The 16,059-nt window shown below is 61.6% G+C and carries 17 protein-coding genes and 1 tRNA gene; 8 read left to right on the top strand and 10 right to left on the bottom strand.

What is annotated here, in order from left to right; genetic code table 11:
* Window positions 1-44: 44 nt before the first annotated feature.
* Together ACMUVN_RS27435 and ACMUVN_RS27430 are read left to right on the top strand one after the other, a co-directional pair.
* A complete protein-coding gene (locus tag ACMUVN_RS27435) occupies window positions 45-1,145 on the top strand; it encodes a bifunctional transcriptional activator/DNA repair enzyme AdaA (RefSeq protein WP_414815720.1) in 1,101 nt (366 codons plus the stop codon).
* Window positions 1,142-1,912, top strand: coding sequence for an isocitrate lyase/PEP mutase family protein (locus ACMUVN_RS27430; protein WP_414815719.1), 771 nt, complete (start codon window positions 1,142-1,144; stop codon window positions 1,910-1,912). The genes ACMUVN_RS27435 and ACMUVN_RS27430 overlap by 4 nt, the downstream gene beginning before the upstream one ends.
* Before the next feature lie 71 nt (window positions 1,913-1,983).
* On the opposite strand, the gene argB is transcribed toward ACMUVN_RS27430, so the two are convergent.
* Complete coding sequence (argB, locus tag ACMUVN_RS27425) at window positions 1,984-2,871, bottom strand: acetylglutamate kinase (protein ID WP_025554810.1); 888 nt, start codon at window positions 2,869-2,871, stop codon at window positions 1,984-1,986.
* Window positions 2,872-3,014: 143 nt separating this feature from the next.
* Between argB and ACMUVN_RS27420 the strand changes: the two genes are divergently transcribed.
* From ACMUVN_RS27420 to ACMUVN_RS27410, 3 genes are all read left to right on the top strand, one after another.
* The gene (locus ACMUVN_RS27420) at window positions 3,015-3,554 is read left to right on the top strand and encodes a sigma-70 family RNA polymerase sigma factor (protein ID WP_025554809.1); all 540 of its coding nucleotides are present in this window, start codon (window positions 3,015-3,017) and stop codon (window positions 3,552-3,554) included.
* A complete protein-coding gene (locus ACMUVN_RS27415) occupies window positions 3,551-4,270 on the top strand; it encodes an anti-sigma factor domain-containing protein (RefSeq protein ID WP_028755462.1) in 720 nt (239 codons plus the stop codon). The genes ACMUVN_RS27420 and ACMUVN_RS27415 overlap by 4 nt, the downstream gene beginning before the upstream one ends.
* A gap of 127 nt (window positions 4,271-4,397) precedes the next feature.
* Window positions 4,398-4,952, top strand: coding sequence for a fasciclin domain-containing protein (locus ACMUVN_RS27410; RefSeq protein WP_028755461.1), 555 nt, complete (start codon window positions 4,398-4,400; stop codon window positions 4,950-4,952).
* A 63-nt stretch (window positions 4,953-5,015) separates the two neighbouring features.
* On the opposite strand, the gene ACMUVN_RS27405 is transcribed toward ACMUVN_RS27410, so the two are convergent.
* The 8 genes from ACMUVN_RS27405 to rpmH form a co-directional block, all read right to left on the bottom strand.
* Window positions 5,016-6,092: a sensor histidine kinase gene (locus ACMUVN_RS27405; RefSeq protein WP_047617141.1), complete on the bottom strand. Its 1,077-nt coding sequence runs from the start codon at window positions 6,090-6,092 to the stop codon at window positions 5,016-5,018.
* 121 nt (window positions 6,093-6,213) lie between these two features.
* Window positions 6,214-6,489 (bottom strand): hypothetical protein, encoded by a 276-nt coding sequence (locus tag ACMUVN_RS27400; RefSeq protein ID WP_024323874.1) that lies wholly within the window; start codon window positions 6,487-6,489, stop codon window positions 6,214-6,216.
* Window positions 6,490-6,564: 75 nt separating this feature from the next.
* Entirely contained in the window at window positions 6,565-6,834 is a 270-nt protein-coding gene (locus tag ACMUVN_RS27395) for a hypothetical protein (RefSeq protein ID WP_414815718.1), read from the bottom strand.
* Window positions 6,835-6,967: 133 nt separating this feature from the next.
* Complete coding sequence (locus ACMUVN_RS27390) at window positions 6,968-7,177, bottom strand: cold-shock protein (RefSeq protein WP_003545000.1); 210 nt, start codon at window positions 7,175-7,177, stop codon at window positions 6,968-6,970.
* Window positions 7,178-7,444: 267 nt separating this feature from the next.
* On the bottom strand, window positions 7,445-8,098 hold the full coding sequence (gene yihA, locus ACMUVN_RS27385; protein ID WP_028755459.1) for a ribosome biogenesis GTP-binding protein YihA/YsxC: 654 nt from the start codon (window positions 8,096-8,098) through the stop codon (window positions 7,445-7,447).
* A 154-nt stretch (window positions 8,099-8,252) separates the two neighbouring features.
* On the bottom strand, window positions 8,253-10,046 hold the full coding sequence (gene yidC / locus ACMUVN_RS27380; RefSeq protein WP_047617137.1) for a membrane protein insertase YidC: 1,794 nt from the start codon (window positions 10,044-10,046) through the stop codon (window positions 8,253-8,255).
* Complete coding sequence (gene rnpA, locus ACMUVN_RS27375) at window positions 10,046-10,447, bottom strand: ribonuclease P protein component (RefSeq protein WP_028755457.1); 402 nt, start codon at window positions 10,445-10,447, stop codon at window positions 10,046-10,048. The genes yidC and rnpA overlap by 1 nt, the downstream gene beginning before the upstream one ends.
* A gap of 21 nt (window positions 10,448-10,468) precedes the next feature.
* The gene (rpmH, locus tag ACMUVN_RS27370) at window positions 10,469-10,603 is read right to left on the bottom strand and encodes a 50S ribosomal protein L34 (RefSeq protein ID WP_008524438.1); all 135 of its coding nucleotides are present in this window, start codon (window positions 10,601-10,603) and stop codon (window positions 10,469-10,471) included.
* Window positions 10,604-11,020: 417 nt separating this feature from the next.
* On the opposite strand from rpmH, the gene ACMUVN_RS27365 reads away from it, so the two are divergent.
* The 3 genes from ACMUVN_RS27365 (at window position 11,021) to ACMUVN_RS27355 (ending at window position 15,122) form a co-directional block, all read left to right on the top strand.
* Window positions 11,021-13,018 carry a methyl-accepting chemotaxis protein gene (locus ACMUVN_RS27365; RefSeq protein WP_414815717.1) on the top strand — a complete coding sequence of 666 codons (1,998 nt, stop codon included), beginning with the start codon at window positions 11,021-11,023 and terminating at the stop codon, window positions 13,016-13,018.
* Between the two features lie 384 nt (window positions 13,019-13,402).
* On the top strand, window positions 13,403-14,923 hold the full coding sequence (locus tag ACMUVN_RS27360; RefSeq protein WP_414815716.1) for an ATP-binding protein: 1,521 nt from the start codon (window positions 13,403-13,405) through the stop codon (window positions 14,921-14,923).
* A 122-nt stretch (window positions 14,924-15,045) separates the two neighbouring features.
* Window positions 15,046-15,122, top strand: a tRNA-Arg gene (locus tag ACMUVN_RS27355).
* Window positions 15,123-15,307: 185 nt separating this feature from the next.
* Here ACMUVN_RS27355 and ACMUVN_RS27350 read toward each other — a convergent pair.
* Window positions 15,308-15,925, bottom strand: a complete 618-nt coding sequence (locus ACMUVN_RS27350) for a hypothetical protein (RefSeq protein WP_028755454.1) — start codon at window positions 15,923-15,925, stop codon at window positions 15,308-15,310.
* Window positions 15,926-16,059: the final 134 nt, after the last annotated feature.

Here is a 16,059-nt window from a genome sequence, read left to right as displayed (position 1 = left end):
GATTTTCGGCGGACGGCCGCGGCCGAGGATGCTAGAAAGCCGGCATGCTTTTCGAACGCCCCGATGACGATACGCTTTATGACGCCCTGATCGCGCGCAGCGCCGATTATGAGGGCCAGGCCTATGTCTGCGTGAAGACGACGGGCATCTTCTGCCGGCTGACCTGCCCGGCACGCAAGCCGAAGCGGGAAAATACCATCTTTTTCGACACGATCGCCGCCTGCATGCATTCCGGCTTCCGCCCCTGCCGTCGTTGCAGGCCGCTGGAGCAGCCGGGCAGGGAGCCGATCGTCGACGCACTGCTGGCAGAGCTCGATCGCGCGCCGCAACTGCGCTGGAGCGAGGATGAACTCGTGCGCCGGGGTCACGATCCCTCGACCGTGCGCCGCGCCTTCAAACGGGCGCTCGGCATGACCTTCCACGATATCGTCCGCTATATCAGGCTCGGCGAGGCGGCGCGGCAACTGGCCGACGGCGCGCGTGTCATCGATGCGCAGCTCGATGCGGGATATCAATCCCCAAGTGGTTTTCGAGCGGCTTTTCAGCGGCTCATCGGCAAGGCGCCGGCGCTGTCGCAGAACCGCGAACTGCTTTTTGCCGACTGGTTCGACACGCCGCTCGGCCCGATGATCGCGGTTGCCGACAAGACGCACCTGCATCTCCTCGAATTTCATGACCGTAAGGCGCTGCCGACCGAGCTCGAGGCGTTGCAAAAGCGCGTCCGCTCCTCGGTCGCAATCGGCCGCACGCCTGTTATCGACCAGATCGAGGCTGAGATCAGGGACTATTTCGAGGGGCGGCTGACGGTCTTCAAGACGCCGTTGGCGCTTGGCGGCACGGCCTTCGAAAAACATGTCTGGGCAAAGCTCATTGATATCCCTGCCGGCCAGACGCGCGCCTATGGCGATCTCGCAAGAGAGATGGAACGGCCGGAAGTGGTGCGCGCCGTCGGCCGTGCCAATGGCGCCAACCAGCTCGCCATCATCGTGCCATGCCATCGCATCCTCGGCGCGGACGGATCGCTGACGGGATATGGCGGCGGACTATGGCGCAAGCAATGGCTGCTGCGGCATGAACAGAAAATCAGCGCGCAAGCAGCTGACCAGGCACCTGATCAAGTACCTGATATGGAGGAGACAGCATGAACCAGAACGAAAAGGCCAAGGCATTCGGCGCATTGCATCGGAAGGGCGACCCGGTCGTTCTCTACAATATCTGGGATGCCGGGACGGCCAAGGCGGTTGCTGATGCCGGCGCCAAGGCGCTGGCGACGGGAAGCTGGTCGGTCGCTGCTGCCCATGGCTATGCCGATGGCGAGAAGTTGCCGATGTCGGTGCTGGTCGAGACCGCGAAATCCATCACCTCGGTCATCGACCTGCCGCTTTCGGTCGATTTCGAGGGCGCCTATTCGGCCGAGCCTGAGGGGGCTGCGGCCAATGTGGCAAAACTGGTGGAGGTCGGTGCGGTCGGCATCAATTTCGAGGATCAGGTGGTCACCGGCAGCGGGCTCTATCCCATCGACAGACAGGCGGCCCGCATCCGCGCCATTCGCGCCATGGCCGAAGCCAAAGGCATAGCTTTCTTCATCAACGCCCGCACCGACCTCTTCCTTGCCGAGAGCGATCTTGCCAAACATGCCGGTCTGGTGGATGAGGCGATCGAGCGCGGCAGGGCCTATGCGGCGGCCGGCGGCAGCGGCTTCTTCGTGCCGGGTCTGATCGATCCCGCCTTGATCGAGAAAATCTGTGCGGCATCGCCGCTGCCGGTCAACGTCATGATGAGGACGGGCGCCCCTGACGTGAAAACGTTGGCTGGGCTCGGCGTCGGCCGCATCAGCTATGGTCCGGGACCTTACCGGTCGATGATGGACAAGCTGAAGCAGGAAGCGGCGGCGATCTATAGCCAGCTTTGACGCCGATATCCCTGGCGATAGTCGCGAGATCAGGACGATGCGCCCTTCGCAGCGAAGGGCGCAAGCCTCGATCAGGGAACGATCAGCGTTCCGATGCCGTGCTCGGTGAAGATCTCGAGCAGCACGGAATGCGCGGTCTTGCCGTTCAGGATGACGACACCCTGGACGCCGGCCTTGATCGCATCGATGCAGGTCTCGACCTTCGGGATCATGCCGCCTGAAATCGTGCCGTCGGCGATCAGCGCATGCGCCTCGGCGACGGAAAGCTCCTTGATGAGCTGGCCGTTCTTGTCGAGCACGCCGGGCACATCGGTCAGGAAGAGCAGCCGGGTGGCGTTCAGCGCGCCGGCGATGGCGCCGGCGAAGGTATCGGCATTGATATTGTAGGTCGCGCCGTCGCGGCCAGGCGCCACCGGCGCGATGACCGGGATCATCTCGGAGCGGGCGAGCAGATCGAGCAGCGTGCGGTCGACCTCGACCACTTCGCCGACGAAGCCGAGATCGAGCACGCGCTCGATGTTCGAATCCGGATCCTTCACGGTCTTGCGTGCCTTTTCGGCGAAGACCATGTTGCCGTCCTTGCCGCAAAGGCCGATCGCCCATTCGCCCGTCTGGTTGATCAGCGCGACGATTTCCTTGTTGATCGAGCCGGCGAGCACCATCTCGACGATCTCGACCGTCTTCTGGTCGGTGACGCGAAGCCCGCCTTCGAATTTCGATTCGATGCCCATCTTGTTCAGCATGGCGCCGATCTGCGGGCCGCCGCCGTGAACGACGATCGGGTTGACGCCCGATTGCTTCAAGAGCGCGATGTCGCTGGCAAAGGCCTTGCCGAGCTCGGGATTGCCCATGGCGTGGCCGCCATATTTCACGACAATCGTCTTGTTCTCGTAACGCTGCATGAAGGGCAGCGCCTTGGCCAGAAGCCGTGCCTGCAGTTCGCTTTCGGTTTCGTTCATGGGAACCCCGCAGAATTGATCGCGGCCTTTTATCGCAAGTTTCTGACAGAGGGAATAATCCAGAGGGTAATAGTTTTTCGTATCTGGCGCGGAGCCGGAGCACTTCGCCGCCCGGCGCACGCAAGCTTGAGATGAGGAACGCCATGCAAGGCGATGAGATCGCAGACCTGATCGGCCGCGTCGCACTCGGCGACCGCAGGGCTTTCGTGGCCCTCTACAACCAAACCGGACCGAAACTTTTTGCGGTCTGCCTGCGTATCTTGAAGGATCGCACGGAAGCCGAAGAAGCCCTGCAGGAAGTCTATATCAGCATCTGGCAACGGGCTCGGAGCTTCCAGGCTGCCACGGGTTCGTCGTCGGCGTGGCTGGCCGCAATCGCCCGCAACCGGTCGATCGATGCGCTGCGGGCGCGCAAGCCTGTCGCCGACGAACTCGACAGTGCCTACGATCTTGCCGATGCCGGACCCGACCCGGAAATGCAGACGGTGACGAAGGATGAAGGAAGGCGGATTGACACCTGCATGGAAGAGTTGGAAGCTGATCGTGCGGTCGCGGTGAAACGGGCTTATGTCGAAGGGCTGAGCTATCAGGAACTGGCCGATCAGTTTGGTGTCCCGCTGAACACGATGCGGACCTGGCTCAGGCGCAGCCTCTTGAAACTGAGAGAGTGCATGGAACGATGACATCGCCCGACAAAAGCAAGGGAGACCGCTCCCGCGACGAGGTTCTCGCCGGCGAATATGTGCTTGGCGTCCTGTCGCTGCAGGACCGCCGGGTGGTGGAAGAGCGCATGCGCCACGATCGGCCTTTCGCGGCGATCGTCAGCCGCTGGGAAACCAATCTTTCCGCCTTCAATGACGAGTATGAAGGTGTTGCTCCGAACCGGGAAACCTTCAAGCAGATCGAGGCGCGGCTTTTCGGCGATAGCCAAAAGGCCGCATCCTTTTCGCATGGGCTCTGGAATTCCGCCGTTTTCTGGCGCTCGCTGAGCTTTGCTTGCGTCATCGTCGCCGTCAGTGCCGTCATCTTCGCCTCCGGCGTGGTGCCGCAGCCGCAGGGGCCGGCGCCTTTGGTGGCGTCGCTTTCGGGCCAGAACAGCACCATCAATCTTCTTGCCTCCTATGAGCTGCAGAGCGGCCGGCTGAAGATCGTGCCGGTCGCGGCCGGCAAGCCGGAAGAGAAGTCGCTGGAACTCTGGCTGGTGCCCGGCAGCGGCCTGCCGAAATCGCTCGGCGTCTTCCAGCCGGGCGAAAGCGGCGAACTGGTCATTCCCGCCGATCTGCGCAGCCATATCGCCGATGGTGCAACGCTCGCCGTCAGCCTCGAGCCCTTCGGCGGCTCGCCGACCGGCCAGGCGACCGGCCCGGTGATCGCAAGCGGCCCCCTGCACCGGCCGTAAAATCACGCCGGCCGTAAAAATCATTTTCTCCTGTCTGAAACTCTTCGGCGCGGACCGTCGTAGTTCGAAATGTCCGGACGACGCTCAGGCATAAAGCCGGCGGATGGGGTCCGGTGAGGAGAAAATCATGATCAAGTCCGTATTGCGCGGCTTCGCGCTCGCCACCGCCATGTCGGCTGTCGCCTTTGCTGCCGCCAAGAACCCGATGGTCGGCGGTGCTGCAATGTTCGACAGCAAGAACATCATCGAGAACGCCGTGAATTCCAAGGATCACACGACGCTGGTCGCAGCCGTCAAGGCCGCCGGCCTCGTCGGCACGCTCGAGGGCAAGGGTCCCTTCACCGTCTTCGCGCCGACCAACGAAGCTTTCGCCGCCCTGCCGAAGGGTACCGTCGAAACGCTGCTGAAGCCGGAAAACAAGGCGACGCTCACCAAGGTTCTGACCTGCCACGTCGTTGCCGCCGATGCGATGGCCAAGACCGTTGCCAAGATGATCAAGGATGACGGCGGCGAGCACGACATCAAGACCGTCGGCGGCTGCGTGCTGAAAGCCCGCGAAAGCAAGGGCAAGATCACGCTGACCGATGAAAACGGCGGCGTTTCCCATGTGACCATCGCCGACGTCAAACAGTCGAACGGCGTCATCCACGTCGTCGACAAGGTGCTGCTGCCGAAGATGTAAGTCTCGTATCGACGAAGGCATGGGGCGCTGTTGAGGCGCCCCTAACGCAAATTGACGAGGTGGCTATTGGGCCGCTTCCGCTCTCGGGAAGACGAGGGAGACACTCATGCCGGTGCCAGGGGACGAGCTTACTTCAACCTCGGCGCGGGCATTCTGTTTCAGCGACTGTACGATCATCGCGCTCAGTTTTCCCGGCTGCGGCCAAGTCACATCTTGGGGAAGGCCGACCCCGTTATCAGCAACGGTGATCCTGCACCCGGTATCGCTGACGACACAGCGGAGCGTGATTTCGCCGCCATCACGCCCCACGAAGGCATGCTTCAGCGTATTGGTGAGGAGTTCGTTGATGACGAGGCCGGCCGGCATGGCGACATCGACCGAAACCGGCCAGGTATCGACCTTCATGTCCAGCCGGATCCCTTCCACCGCGTGGGCCGCCATCACCGAGGCGGCAATCTGGCTGACATAGGTGCCAAGATCGACAGTGGCGCCTTTCTCTTCGTCTGACAGCGAGCGATAGAGCAGGGCCAAGGCTTCAATCCGCCCGGCAAGCCGTGCAAACCTCTCGCTTTCCTCATTCTGTTGAGCGTTGCGCGCCTCCATTCGGATGAGCGCCGTGATCATCTGAAGATTGTTCTTCACGCGATGCTGAAGTTCCCGCAGAAGGACATCTTTCTCCGTCAGCAGTTCGCTGAAGCTCTCAGCGGCCGTCGCCTCATTGCGGGCAGCAAAGGCCACCAATCGGAAGAGTGGCGTGTCGTCATCGTCGACGATCGTATTCGACCAGACATCGACAATGACGGTGCTGTCGGGTTCGGCCACCAGCGAGAAGGCGCCAATATAATCCTCCGCAGTTGTCACAGCGGCCGTGAGCGACGCCTCTCCGGAGACAGCGGTGGAGTTCAGTTTAATTTCCGGCCAAGGTTTTCCCTGGACCTCGATTGCCTCAAGCGCCGTCAGCCGTTCGAATTCGAGGTTGACGTAAATCAGCAGCTCGTCGCCACTGAGTTGGGAGACAGCCACTGCGAATGGCACATGATCGAGAAAGTGTCGAAACCGGTCGTCATCAAGGGCTTCGGCAAGATGGGGCAAGTTGCCGACGCCTTCCGGCGAAATCGGCTGGTCTTTGCTATCGGTCATCAAATCTTACTCTTGGACGCGGCTGCTCCCGCACAGCAGGAGAACTAGGGTTGCTTTAAAACCTGCGGGGACGCAAGCGTTGATCGGCGGCACGTCCGCCGATTGCCGGCCACAGGATGATTTAGGCCCGGTCATAGGTAAATGACGTCAGCAGGGTCGTGACGAAATTGCTCGCCCTTTCCTTGACCAGCACTTCCGTCCATTCATCTGTCCCGCGCAGCCGCAAATCCGTGTAGATGCTGTCGACGGCCGCTTCTTCGATACGCTTGATATGGGTCCTGAACGACGCTTCGCCGCCGCCGTGATACATGTCTCTGATCACCATGCGCAGGATCTCCTGAATGGCGATCTGCCAGGCCGTATTGATCGATTGAAGTTCGTTCGCAGTCTCTGCCATTGACGCTTCCTTGGTGCGAGTGAATGCCAGCACGCCTTCGGCATGCTGCAGCGCGCGATCTGCAAGCCCGTCATTTCAGATGCGGTTTAAATCCCGAGCCTTGTCGATCGGGTTGTGATCTCCGCGGGCCCTGGCGCGTTTGGCAATGAGGGCCGAGGTTGCCGATACCCGGTCACTCTGTTCCCTAGCAAGCCGGGCTTCCCGAAGCCGCAACGTCTTCGCCTGTTGCGATTGGGCGTCGGATTCAAGCTCTTCGGCCGCCTGGTTCTTCGCGAAGAATTGGGTCTGGACGTTGCCGAAGGCAATCTCCGCCCGCTGGCGAGATTTGCTGTATGTCTCAGTCATGTTGGCTCCGATATTGGAGGGCTCGACGCGCGAGCGAAAACAAAAAAGGCCAGGCAAATCGCCTGGCCTTGGATTAATAACGTGCTTCCGGCAGTGCCAGTACATCCGTGGTCAAAGGGAAGCAGATACCGATTTAAGCGTTCTGGAGATTGCAGGCGGACATCTTGCCCGACTTGTTGTCACGCTCGAGATCGAAGCCGATCTTCTGGCCTTCGACGAGTTCGCGCATTCCGGCGCGCTCGACGGCGGAGATGTGAACGAAGGCGTCATCGCCGCCATTGTCAGGCTGAATGAAGCCGAAGCCTTTGGTGGAGTTGAACCATTTAACTGTGCCAGTGGCCATGATGATGAACCCTTTCATAGCAATATTGAAGAACCGCAACGCCAAGGCGATGCGGATGATGATAGCGATTTTTGAAAGGAAGTTCGTTCAGAGCGCGGTGCCAATCGCGCGATAACCAAGCCAGCAAGCAAAATTCGATGCTCGCTATCTAGCTCATCAAGCTTGCGTCGTCAACCGTTAGTTTTCCGATTGCGCTGTCTTCAACTTATGGGTGCCGCGGAGACCTTTACACCAAACAGGGCTCCGCGTCCGGGGCGCGTGCGCCTTCTACTTCCAGCGGGCGATGCCGACGGTTTCGCCAATCGCCTGGCGCAGATCGTCCAACCCATCGCCCTTTTCCGAGGAGGTGGAGAGCACGCCGGGATAGGCGGCCGGGCGCTTGCGGATCTTGTCGGCTGTTTCGGCCAGCAGCTTCGGCACGCCGGCCGCCTTGATCTTGTCGGTCTTGGTCAGCACGATCTGGTAGGAGACGGCAGCCTTGTCGAGCAGGTCAAGCACGTCGTCGTCATTCTTCTTGATGCCGTGGCGGCTGTCGATCAGCACGTAGACGCGCTTCAGCGTCGCGCGGCCGCGCAGATAATCGAAAACCAGCTTGGTCCACTTGTCGACCTGCTCCTTCGGCGCCTGCGCATAACCATAGCCCGGCATGTCGACGATCGCCATCGGCGGCAGGTCGCCGCCTTCGCCGGAATAGCCGTCGGGAACGAAATAGTTGAGTTCCTGCGTGCGTCCCGGCGTGTTCGAGGTGCGCGCCAGGCCCTTCTGGCCGACCAGTGCGTTGATCAGCGAGGATTTGCCGACATTCGAGCGCCCGGCGAAGGCCACCTCCAGCGGCCCTTCCGGCGGCAGGAAGTTCAGGGATGGCACGCCGCGGATGAAGATCCATGGGTGGCCGAAGAGCGGCTTTTCGGTGTCGGGCATGCGGGCTCTGCAATCTCTGGGTTGGGTGTCTTACCGGGCTTCATGGTTTTGCGGGCAGATGTCAAGCTTTAGAGGCGGCTTGCAGGGTCTTACCCTGCGTCCTTCTCCGATGCCCGGAAAAGAAAAGCCCCGCCGGAGCGGGGCTTGGCAGGCGTCATTTCGATGGCGCTTCTTTTCGTCGGAACAGGCCCTTCAGATTGTCGAAGAGTTCGACCTTGACGCCGTGGCGCCTCATGATCACCGACTGCTGCAGCACCGAGAGCGTGTTGTTCCAGGCCCAGTAGATGACGAGGCCGGCCGGGAAGCTTGCCAGCATGAACATGAACACCAGCGGCATCCAGTTGAAGATCATCGCCTGGGTCGGATCGGGCGGGGTCGGGTTCATGCGCATCTGCACGAACATGGTGATGCCCATGATCAGCGGCCAGACGCCGAGATGCAGCAAGGTCGGGGCCTCGAAGGGCAGCAGGCCGAACAGATTGACGATCGTCGTCGGATCGGGCGCCGAAAGATCCTTGATCCAGCCGAAGAAGGGCGCATGCCGCATCTCGATGGTGATGTAGATCACCTTGTAGAGCGAGAAGAAGATCGGGATCTGCAGCGCCACCGGCCAGCAGCCGGCGATCGGATTGATCTTCTCGTCCTTGTAGAGCTGCATCGTCGCCTGCTGCAGCCCCATGCGGTCGTCGGCGAATTTCGCCTTCAACTCCTCCATCTTCGGCTGCATGCGCTTCATGTTGGCCATCGAAGCATATTGCTTGCTGGCGAGCGGGAAGAACAGGAGCTTGACGACGATGGTGGTGCACAGGATCGCCACGCCGAAATTGCCGAAGTAGCGGAAGAAGAAGTCCATCAGCTTGAACATCGGCTTGGTGATGAAATAGAACCAGCCCCAGTCGATCAGACGGTCGAACTTCGGAATCGAGTAGCTCGCCTCATAGCCGTCGATGACGGGCACTTCCTTGGCGCCGGCAAAGACGAGGTTCTTCAGCTCGATCGATTGGCCCGGCGCAACGGTGAAGGCATCTTCCTTGTAGTCGGCCTGATAGCGCGGCTGACCGTCGGGAAAATGCGAGAAGCTTGCCTCATAGGGACTGGCCTGCGGCGGGACGATCGTCGCGGCCCAGTATTTGTCGGTGATGCCGAGCCAGCCGCCGGTGGATTTGGCCGGCTTCACGGCTTCCTTCTCGGCGGCGGTATATTTGGTTTCCACCAGGCCGTCATCGCCGATGACGCCGATGAAGCCTTCATGCAGGACGTAGACCGATGGCGTCGTCGGCTTGTTGTAGCGCGTGACGCGGCCGTAGGAATTCAGCGAAGCGGGCGCCTGGCCGGCATTCTGGATCTTGTCGGCGACGGTGAACATGTAGCGTTCATCGACGGAGATGGTGCGGGTGAAGGTCAGGCCCTTGTCGTTCGTATAGGTCAGCGTCACCGGCGTCTTTTCGGTGAGCTTGGCGCCCTCAGGTGCGGTCCAGAGCGTCGAGGGACCGGGAACGCTGCCCGTCGCATCGCTGCCGATATAGCCGAGTTCGGTGAAATAGCCGTCCTTGGTTTCGGCCGGGCTGAACAACGTGATGATCGGGCTCGAGTCGTCGACGGTCTCGTGATAGCCCTTGAGCTTCAGATCGTCGAGGCGGGCGCCGGCAAGGTTGATCGAACCGGAAAGTGCCGGGGTATCGATGACAATGCGCGGCGACTTCTGCAGCGCTTGCTCGAGCGTCGCCGTCGCGGCCGCCTGGCTGGAAGGGGCCGCACCGCTCGGCTGGGCCGGCGCCTGACCGCTTGCTGCGGGCTGCTGCGCCTGCTCGGTCTGCTGCTGCGCCTTCTGGGCTTCCTGCGCCTTGCGCTGGGTCTCGATGCGCGGATTCATATAGAGAAACTGCCAGCCGAGGACGATCAGCACCGAGAGAGCGATCGCAATGAAGTAATTGCGGTTGTTTTCCATCATACGTTCCTGGGGCGTCCGTCTCCGGAGCGCCGGTGTTTCGGCCTGGTTTCCACGCGGGATTTCAGTTCCGCGGCCAATTCTTTGAAGGACGCCTGAAGCACGTCCCTGCGCGCGACAACCACATAGTCGTGTCCGGGCTGCATTGCAAACCCCGCATGAAGCCGCACCGCCTCTTTCAGGCGGCGGCGCATACGGTTCCGTTCGACCGCGTTGCCATGTTTTTTGGTGACTGTAAAACCGACACGGGCTTGGCTGTCGGGTTCCTTCCGGTCGAGGACTTCGAGAAGGAAGAGGCCGCCCCGGCGTTTTTCGCCCTCGCGCGCGGCAAGAAACTGCGGGCGGCTCTTCAGCCGCCCGACAGTGTGTTTCTTCTCACTGGTCGTCAATTCGCCCGCCATCTCTTACCGGGCAATCCGGCCTTAAGCCGAAAGACGCTTGCGGCCCTGCGCGCGGCGGGCAGCGATGACCTTGCGGCCACCCTTCGTGGACATGCGCGCACGGAAGCCGTGGCGACGCTTGCGAACAAGCTTGGATGGTTGGTAGGTACGCTTCATTTATTTGAATACCGCGGAGTGCGGCCCTTCTTGAATTTGCATAATGCAAGGAGCGTTGTTTTTCGAACGGGCGAGCCAAAAAGGCTGAGTGACCGGACGTGCGGCGGCTTATACGGATGAAGCCTTAGAAAGTCAATTATACCCGATAATTTCACTTTGCGCCGTCGGCCCGAAGTAATTTTCGCACTCTGGTGTTAAGAATTTCCGCTTGCTCCGAGCGGTTGTAATTTGGTGCCGCAAGCGATCGATAAGCCTGGTTTGCAGGGGGTTACGTCCCGCGACCGCGTCCAACAGGGATAATTTTCCCTCGGCATAATCGTAAATATTGGAAATCTAACTTTAATAAATGTCGCCGATATTCAGCGCATGAGCTGGAATTTGCTTTCCAGGCAGTGGCGTAGCTAGGAGGGCATTGCATTGAAGATCCGTGGCAAAATTAATCTGCTGGTGTGCGTGATGGGCGCGGTCGCGCTTCTGATCGGCGCAACGGCATTGTCCGCGATGCACGAATACAGTCGCAACCTGACGGCTTACGAACAGGCCGCCACCCGCGCCTATGCCGGCGAACGTCTCAACCGTTTCGTGACGGCCGTGGTGATGGAATCGCGCGGCATTTATGCCGCCAAGACGATCAAGGATACGCCGAATTTTGCCAAGGGCCTGCTGGCCGGCCTCGACGAGATCGACAAGGTCATCGCGGGCTGGGCGCCGCTCGTTCCCGAGGATGAGAAGGACAGTTTTGCCAAGCTTGTCGCCCGCGCTGCGGAATTCCGCACCTTCCGCGCGGAAACGGCCCGCCTCGGTACCGAGGTCGGCCCCGAGGCCGCCAGCCAACAGGGCAACAATGAGGCCAACCGCGCCAACCGCAAGGCGTTCCAGGCGGAAATCGACGCGGTCGTCGCCATCGACAAGGCCGCGCTGCAGACCGTCAACGCCGAGATCGAAAGCTTCCGCTCCTGGGTGCTGATGCTCGTCCTCAGCATCACCGGCATCGGCATTTCGGCCGGCATCGGCATGGGCTTCTACATCGGCACCAGCCATCTGAGCCGCCCGATCAAGCGCGTCACCCATGCGATCAAGGAGGTTGCCGACGGCAATTTCGAGGCCGAGGTTCCTTTCGCCGGACGCCAGGATGAAATCGGCGAGATGGCCGCAGCGGTCGCCGTCTTCAAGGCGAACGGCCTTGCCATCAAGCGCCTGAACGCTCAGGAGGCGGCGATGCGCGCCAAGAGCGACGACCTGCAGTCGAGCATGTCCGTCGTCGTGGCTGCGGCCGCGGCCGGCGATTTCGGCCACCGCATCGATAAGGACTACGAGGACGAGAACCTCAACCAGTTCGCCGGCAACATCAACACGCTGCTGGCGAGCGTCGATGCCGGCATCGGCGAGACCCGCCGCGTCATCGCAAGCCTTGCCGAAGGCGACCTCACCCAGACGATGCGCGGCAGCTTCCAGGGCGCCTTCGCCGAATTGCAGCAGAACGTCAACAATACCTTCGTCACCCTGCAGGCGACGATGCGCGAAGTGCGCGAGACGACGGAAGCGATGAACGGCAACACCGCCGAACTGCGCAATGCCAGCGACGACCTGTCGAAGCGCACCGAGCAGCAGGCGGCTGCCCTCGAACAGACCTCCGCCGCCCTCGACGAGATCACCGCCGTCGTCCAGAATTCCACCGAGCGGGCGCATGAAGCAACCATCATGGTGTCCGAAGCCAAGGAGAATACCGGCCGCTCCGGCGTCGTCGTGCGCAACGCCGTCGAGGCCATGGGCCGCATCGAGCAGGCGTCACGCGAAATCAGCCAGATCATCAACGTCATCGATGAGATCGCCTTCCAGACCAACCTGCTGGCGCTGAATGCCGGCGTCGAGGCCGCTCGCGCCGGCGAGGCCGGAAAGGGCTTTGCGGTGGTCGCCCAGGAAGTGCGCGAACTCGCCCAGCGTTCGGCAACGGCCGCCAAGGACATCAAGGCGCTGATCACCAAGTCAGGCGACGAGGTGCAGGTTGGCGTCAAGCTGGTGCAGGCGACCGGCGAGGCGCTCGCCGAAATCGGCACCCGGGTCATCGCCATCAACGACCATATCCATTCGATTGCGACAGCCGCGACCGAACAGTCGACCGGCCTCAAGGAAGTCAATACCGCCGTCAACCAGATGGACCAAGTAACCCAGCAAAATGCGGCGATGGTGGAAGAGACCTCCGCCGCCACCCACAGGCTTTCGGCCGAAGCCAATGGACTGGTGCACCTCATTGCCCGCTTCAAGCTGTCGGACGGTGCGCCGGCGCCCGTGGCGCTCGTCCGCAGCGAGCCGCACCGGCCGGTCGCCTCGCCCGCCCGCCGGGCGATCGCCAAGGTCGCCCGCGCCTTCGGCGGCAATGCCGCGCCTGCCGAACAGAGCTGGGAAGAGTTCTAAGCTTTACTGATCACGCGCCTTTTAACGCCGCCTCCGGGCGGCGTTCGTTTTTTTGCAAATATTGTTCGGAGTCCTCTTGTGCCACCACCACCCGGTCCGCGCGAAGGCTGCCCCTCACCCTAACCCTCTCCCCGTAAAAACGGGGAGAGGGGACGTGCCCTGCGAAAGGTTGATGGGGAACGGAGAGGTCGCGGCTATCCCCTTCGCCCCGCCTGCGGGGAGAAGGTGCCGGCAGGCGGATGAGGGGCCTTCCTCCTCCCGGGCGCGCGTTTCTTTGTGACGACGTGACGCTGCTCGCAAAGATTTGAAAGCGGAGCATCTTGGTCTAATATAAAGCTCCAGCGGTAAGGGCGGCGCAAATGCCGCCGATCGGGCGAGACGCGAATGCCGATGAAAGACCAGGGCGACAATCCTGCGGCGGAAACCCCGGCGGCCGGCGAGGCTGCAAGGGCGCCGTGCCCGTCTGCCGGCATGTTCGGCGGGCTTTCCGGCAAGCTGCTCTGGCTCACCGTCTTCTTCATCATGCTTGCCGAAATCCTGATCTTCTTCCCCTCGGTCGCCAGCATGCGCATACGCTGGCTGGAGGACAGGCTGAACACGGCCGCTGCCGCCGCCATCGTCATCGACGGGCTGCAGCCGGTCGAGCTGCCGCGGGCACTGCAGAAGGAAACGCTGGAGGCGACCGGCACCAAGGCGATCGTGCTGCGCAAGGACGGCACCTCGCGGCTGCTGGCGACCACCGATATGCCGACCTCCGTCGATGAAGCCTATGATCTCACCGACGTGCCGCCAATGACGGCGATACGCGATGCGCTCGACACGCTGATCTTCGGTGGCAGCAGGATGATCCGCGTCTACGGCCCCGTCGGCGACACCAATACCGGCGTCGAGGTGGTGATGAGGGACAGGCAGTTGCGCACGGCGATGTTCGCCTATTCCCGCAACGTCCTCCTGCTGTCGGTGCTGATCTCCGTCTTCACCGCGACGCTGATCTTCTTTGCGATCAACCGCATCCTGATCGGCCCGATCCGCCGGCTGACCGGCAGCATGCAGCAATTCTCCTCCGATCCGGAAAACCCGGCCCATATCTATATCGGCGACGGCGGCCGCGACGAACTGGCGGTCGCCGGCCGCAACCTCACCTCGATGCAGATGGAGCTGCAGAAGACGCTGAAGCAGCAGAAGAACCTTGCCGCTCTCGGCCTTGCCGTCTCCAAGATCAATCACGACATGCGCAATATCCTGGCGTCGGCGCAGCTGATGTCGGACCGTCTCGTCGATGTCGACGATCCGATGGTCAAGAGCTTCGCCCCGAAGCTGCTGCGCACCATCGACCGCGCCGTCGGCTATACCACCGAGGTGCTGTCCTACGGCAAGGCGAGCGAATCGGCGCCGCGCCGTCGCCATATCCTGCTTTTGGAACTGACCCAGGAGGTCAAGGACATACTGGCGATCGATCCGCAGAGCGGCATCGAATTCGTCGAGCAGATCGGCGCCGATCTCAAGGTCGATGCCGATGGTGAACAGCTCTTCCGCGTCATCCACAATCTCTGCCGCAACGCGCTGCAGGCGCTGACCGCGCCGGGCGAGGGCGCCCCGGGTACCTTGAGGCGCATCACCGTCGCCGCCCAGCGCGTCGGCAGCGTCGTCAGCATCACGGTCGACGATACCGGTCCGGGCATGCCGCTGAAGGCCCGCCAGAACCTCTTTGCCGCCTTCCGCGGTTCCGCCCGCTCCGGCGGCACCGGCCTCGGCCTCACCATTGCCCGCGAGCTGGTGCTGGCCCATGGCGGCACGATCGCGCTGGTGGAAAAGCCGACGGTCGGCACCCAGTTCCGCATCGAGATCCCCGATCGCCCGGTTTCGCTGGAGGATTACCGCAGCCGGACGCATTTGGAAAAGTGACCTCGCCCGGCAAGGCACAGCCGCGAACAGGCAAAGACGCGATTTTTTCAGAAATGCTCTTGCATTGTCCCGAAGGACGTTTTAGAGGATCGCCACGCAAGCGGCACCGCCGCATTTTGCACGCACCCGTAGCTCAGCTGGATAGAGCACCAGACTACGAATCTGGGGGTCAGGAGTTCGAATCTCTTCGGGTGCGCCATTCTTCCCAATTACCATGCCATCGGTCTTCAGGCCCCGGTTACGGACTGGCCATTTGGGTCTGATCGCACTTCAGTTCGTTATTTCCCATGCACATCCTCTAGGTGCGCCCAAGCTCGCAGCTATGCCTATGAGGCGCGTCGCGTCCTACTGGATCGGTGCCGTATGCCAAGCCGCCAGATGGCCTCAGTCGAGTTTGGCCGGCGACGAGAACGGCAAATTGGCGTCCACCACAAAGATGGCGAACTCATCGAGATCGCTTGTTCCGGCATTAAACACTTCCATCGGTGTATCCGCGCCATGACCAACCATGGTCGTTCCGGCTTCGGCATAGGCCATGCCGTGCGGCGTCCTCTGGCCCAGCTTGCCGGCCAGCACATAAAAGGCCTCCGGCCCCGGATGTGAATGGATCGAAGTCTTGGCGCCCGGCACGCCTCCGGCGCGGTTGATGCGCAGCAAATATTCGCTTGCGCTGACCGGTGGGATGGGACCAATCGCGGCGACACTGGTTCCGCCTGGCGTAGAGCCATCCTTTGGTCCAAGCGTGAACAACCACACCTTGCCTGCGACCTCGGCCGCGAGTGACGTCGGGCCTGCGGCGCTTTGGGCCTGGGCCAGCGTTGGGAAATTCTCCAGCCGCCAGAACAATGGTCCGGGCGGCAGTTCCTTCACCTTCTTCTCGACCACTGGTTCGACGAGCAATTTGGCATTTTCGGCCGTCGCGGCGGACGTCGTAAGACCGAAAGCAACCTGCGAAATGAGCAGTATTCCGATCAGGCTCTCTGTGAGGGTTCGCAGGTTCATGGTGGTTCTCCTACCGATTCAACCTTGCATATGGTTTGGGGACGATGGGTCGCGACGCGCGCTTGGTGCGACGTTGGACGCGCACAATGCCAATGTCCCGAACGACTGGTGATCGTTCGGTGAAAAATTGCCGA

Source organism: Rhizobium sp. IY2, from assembly GCF_047532935.1.
GTDB classification, from domain to species: domain Bacteria; phylum Pseudomonadota; class Alphaproteobacteria; order Rhizobiales; family Rhizobiaceae; genus Rhizobium; species Rhizobium anhuiense.
The sequence above is the reverse complement of the archived record's forward strand: the minus strand, read 5'-3'. Positions and strand labels throughout refer to the sequence as shown.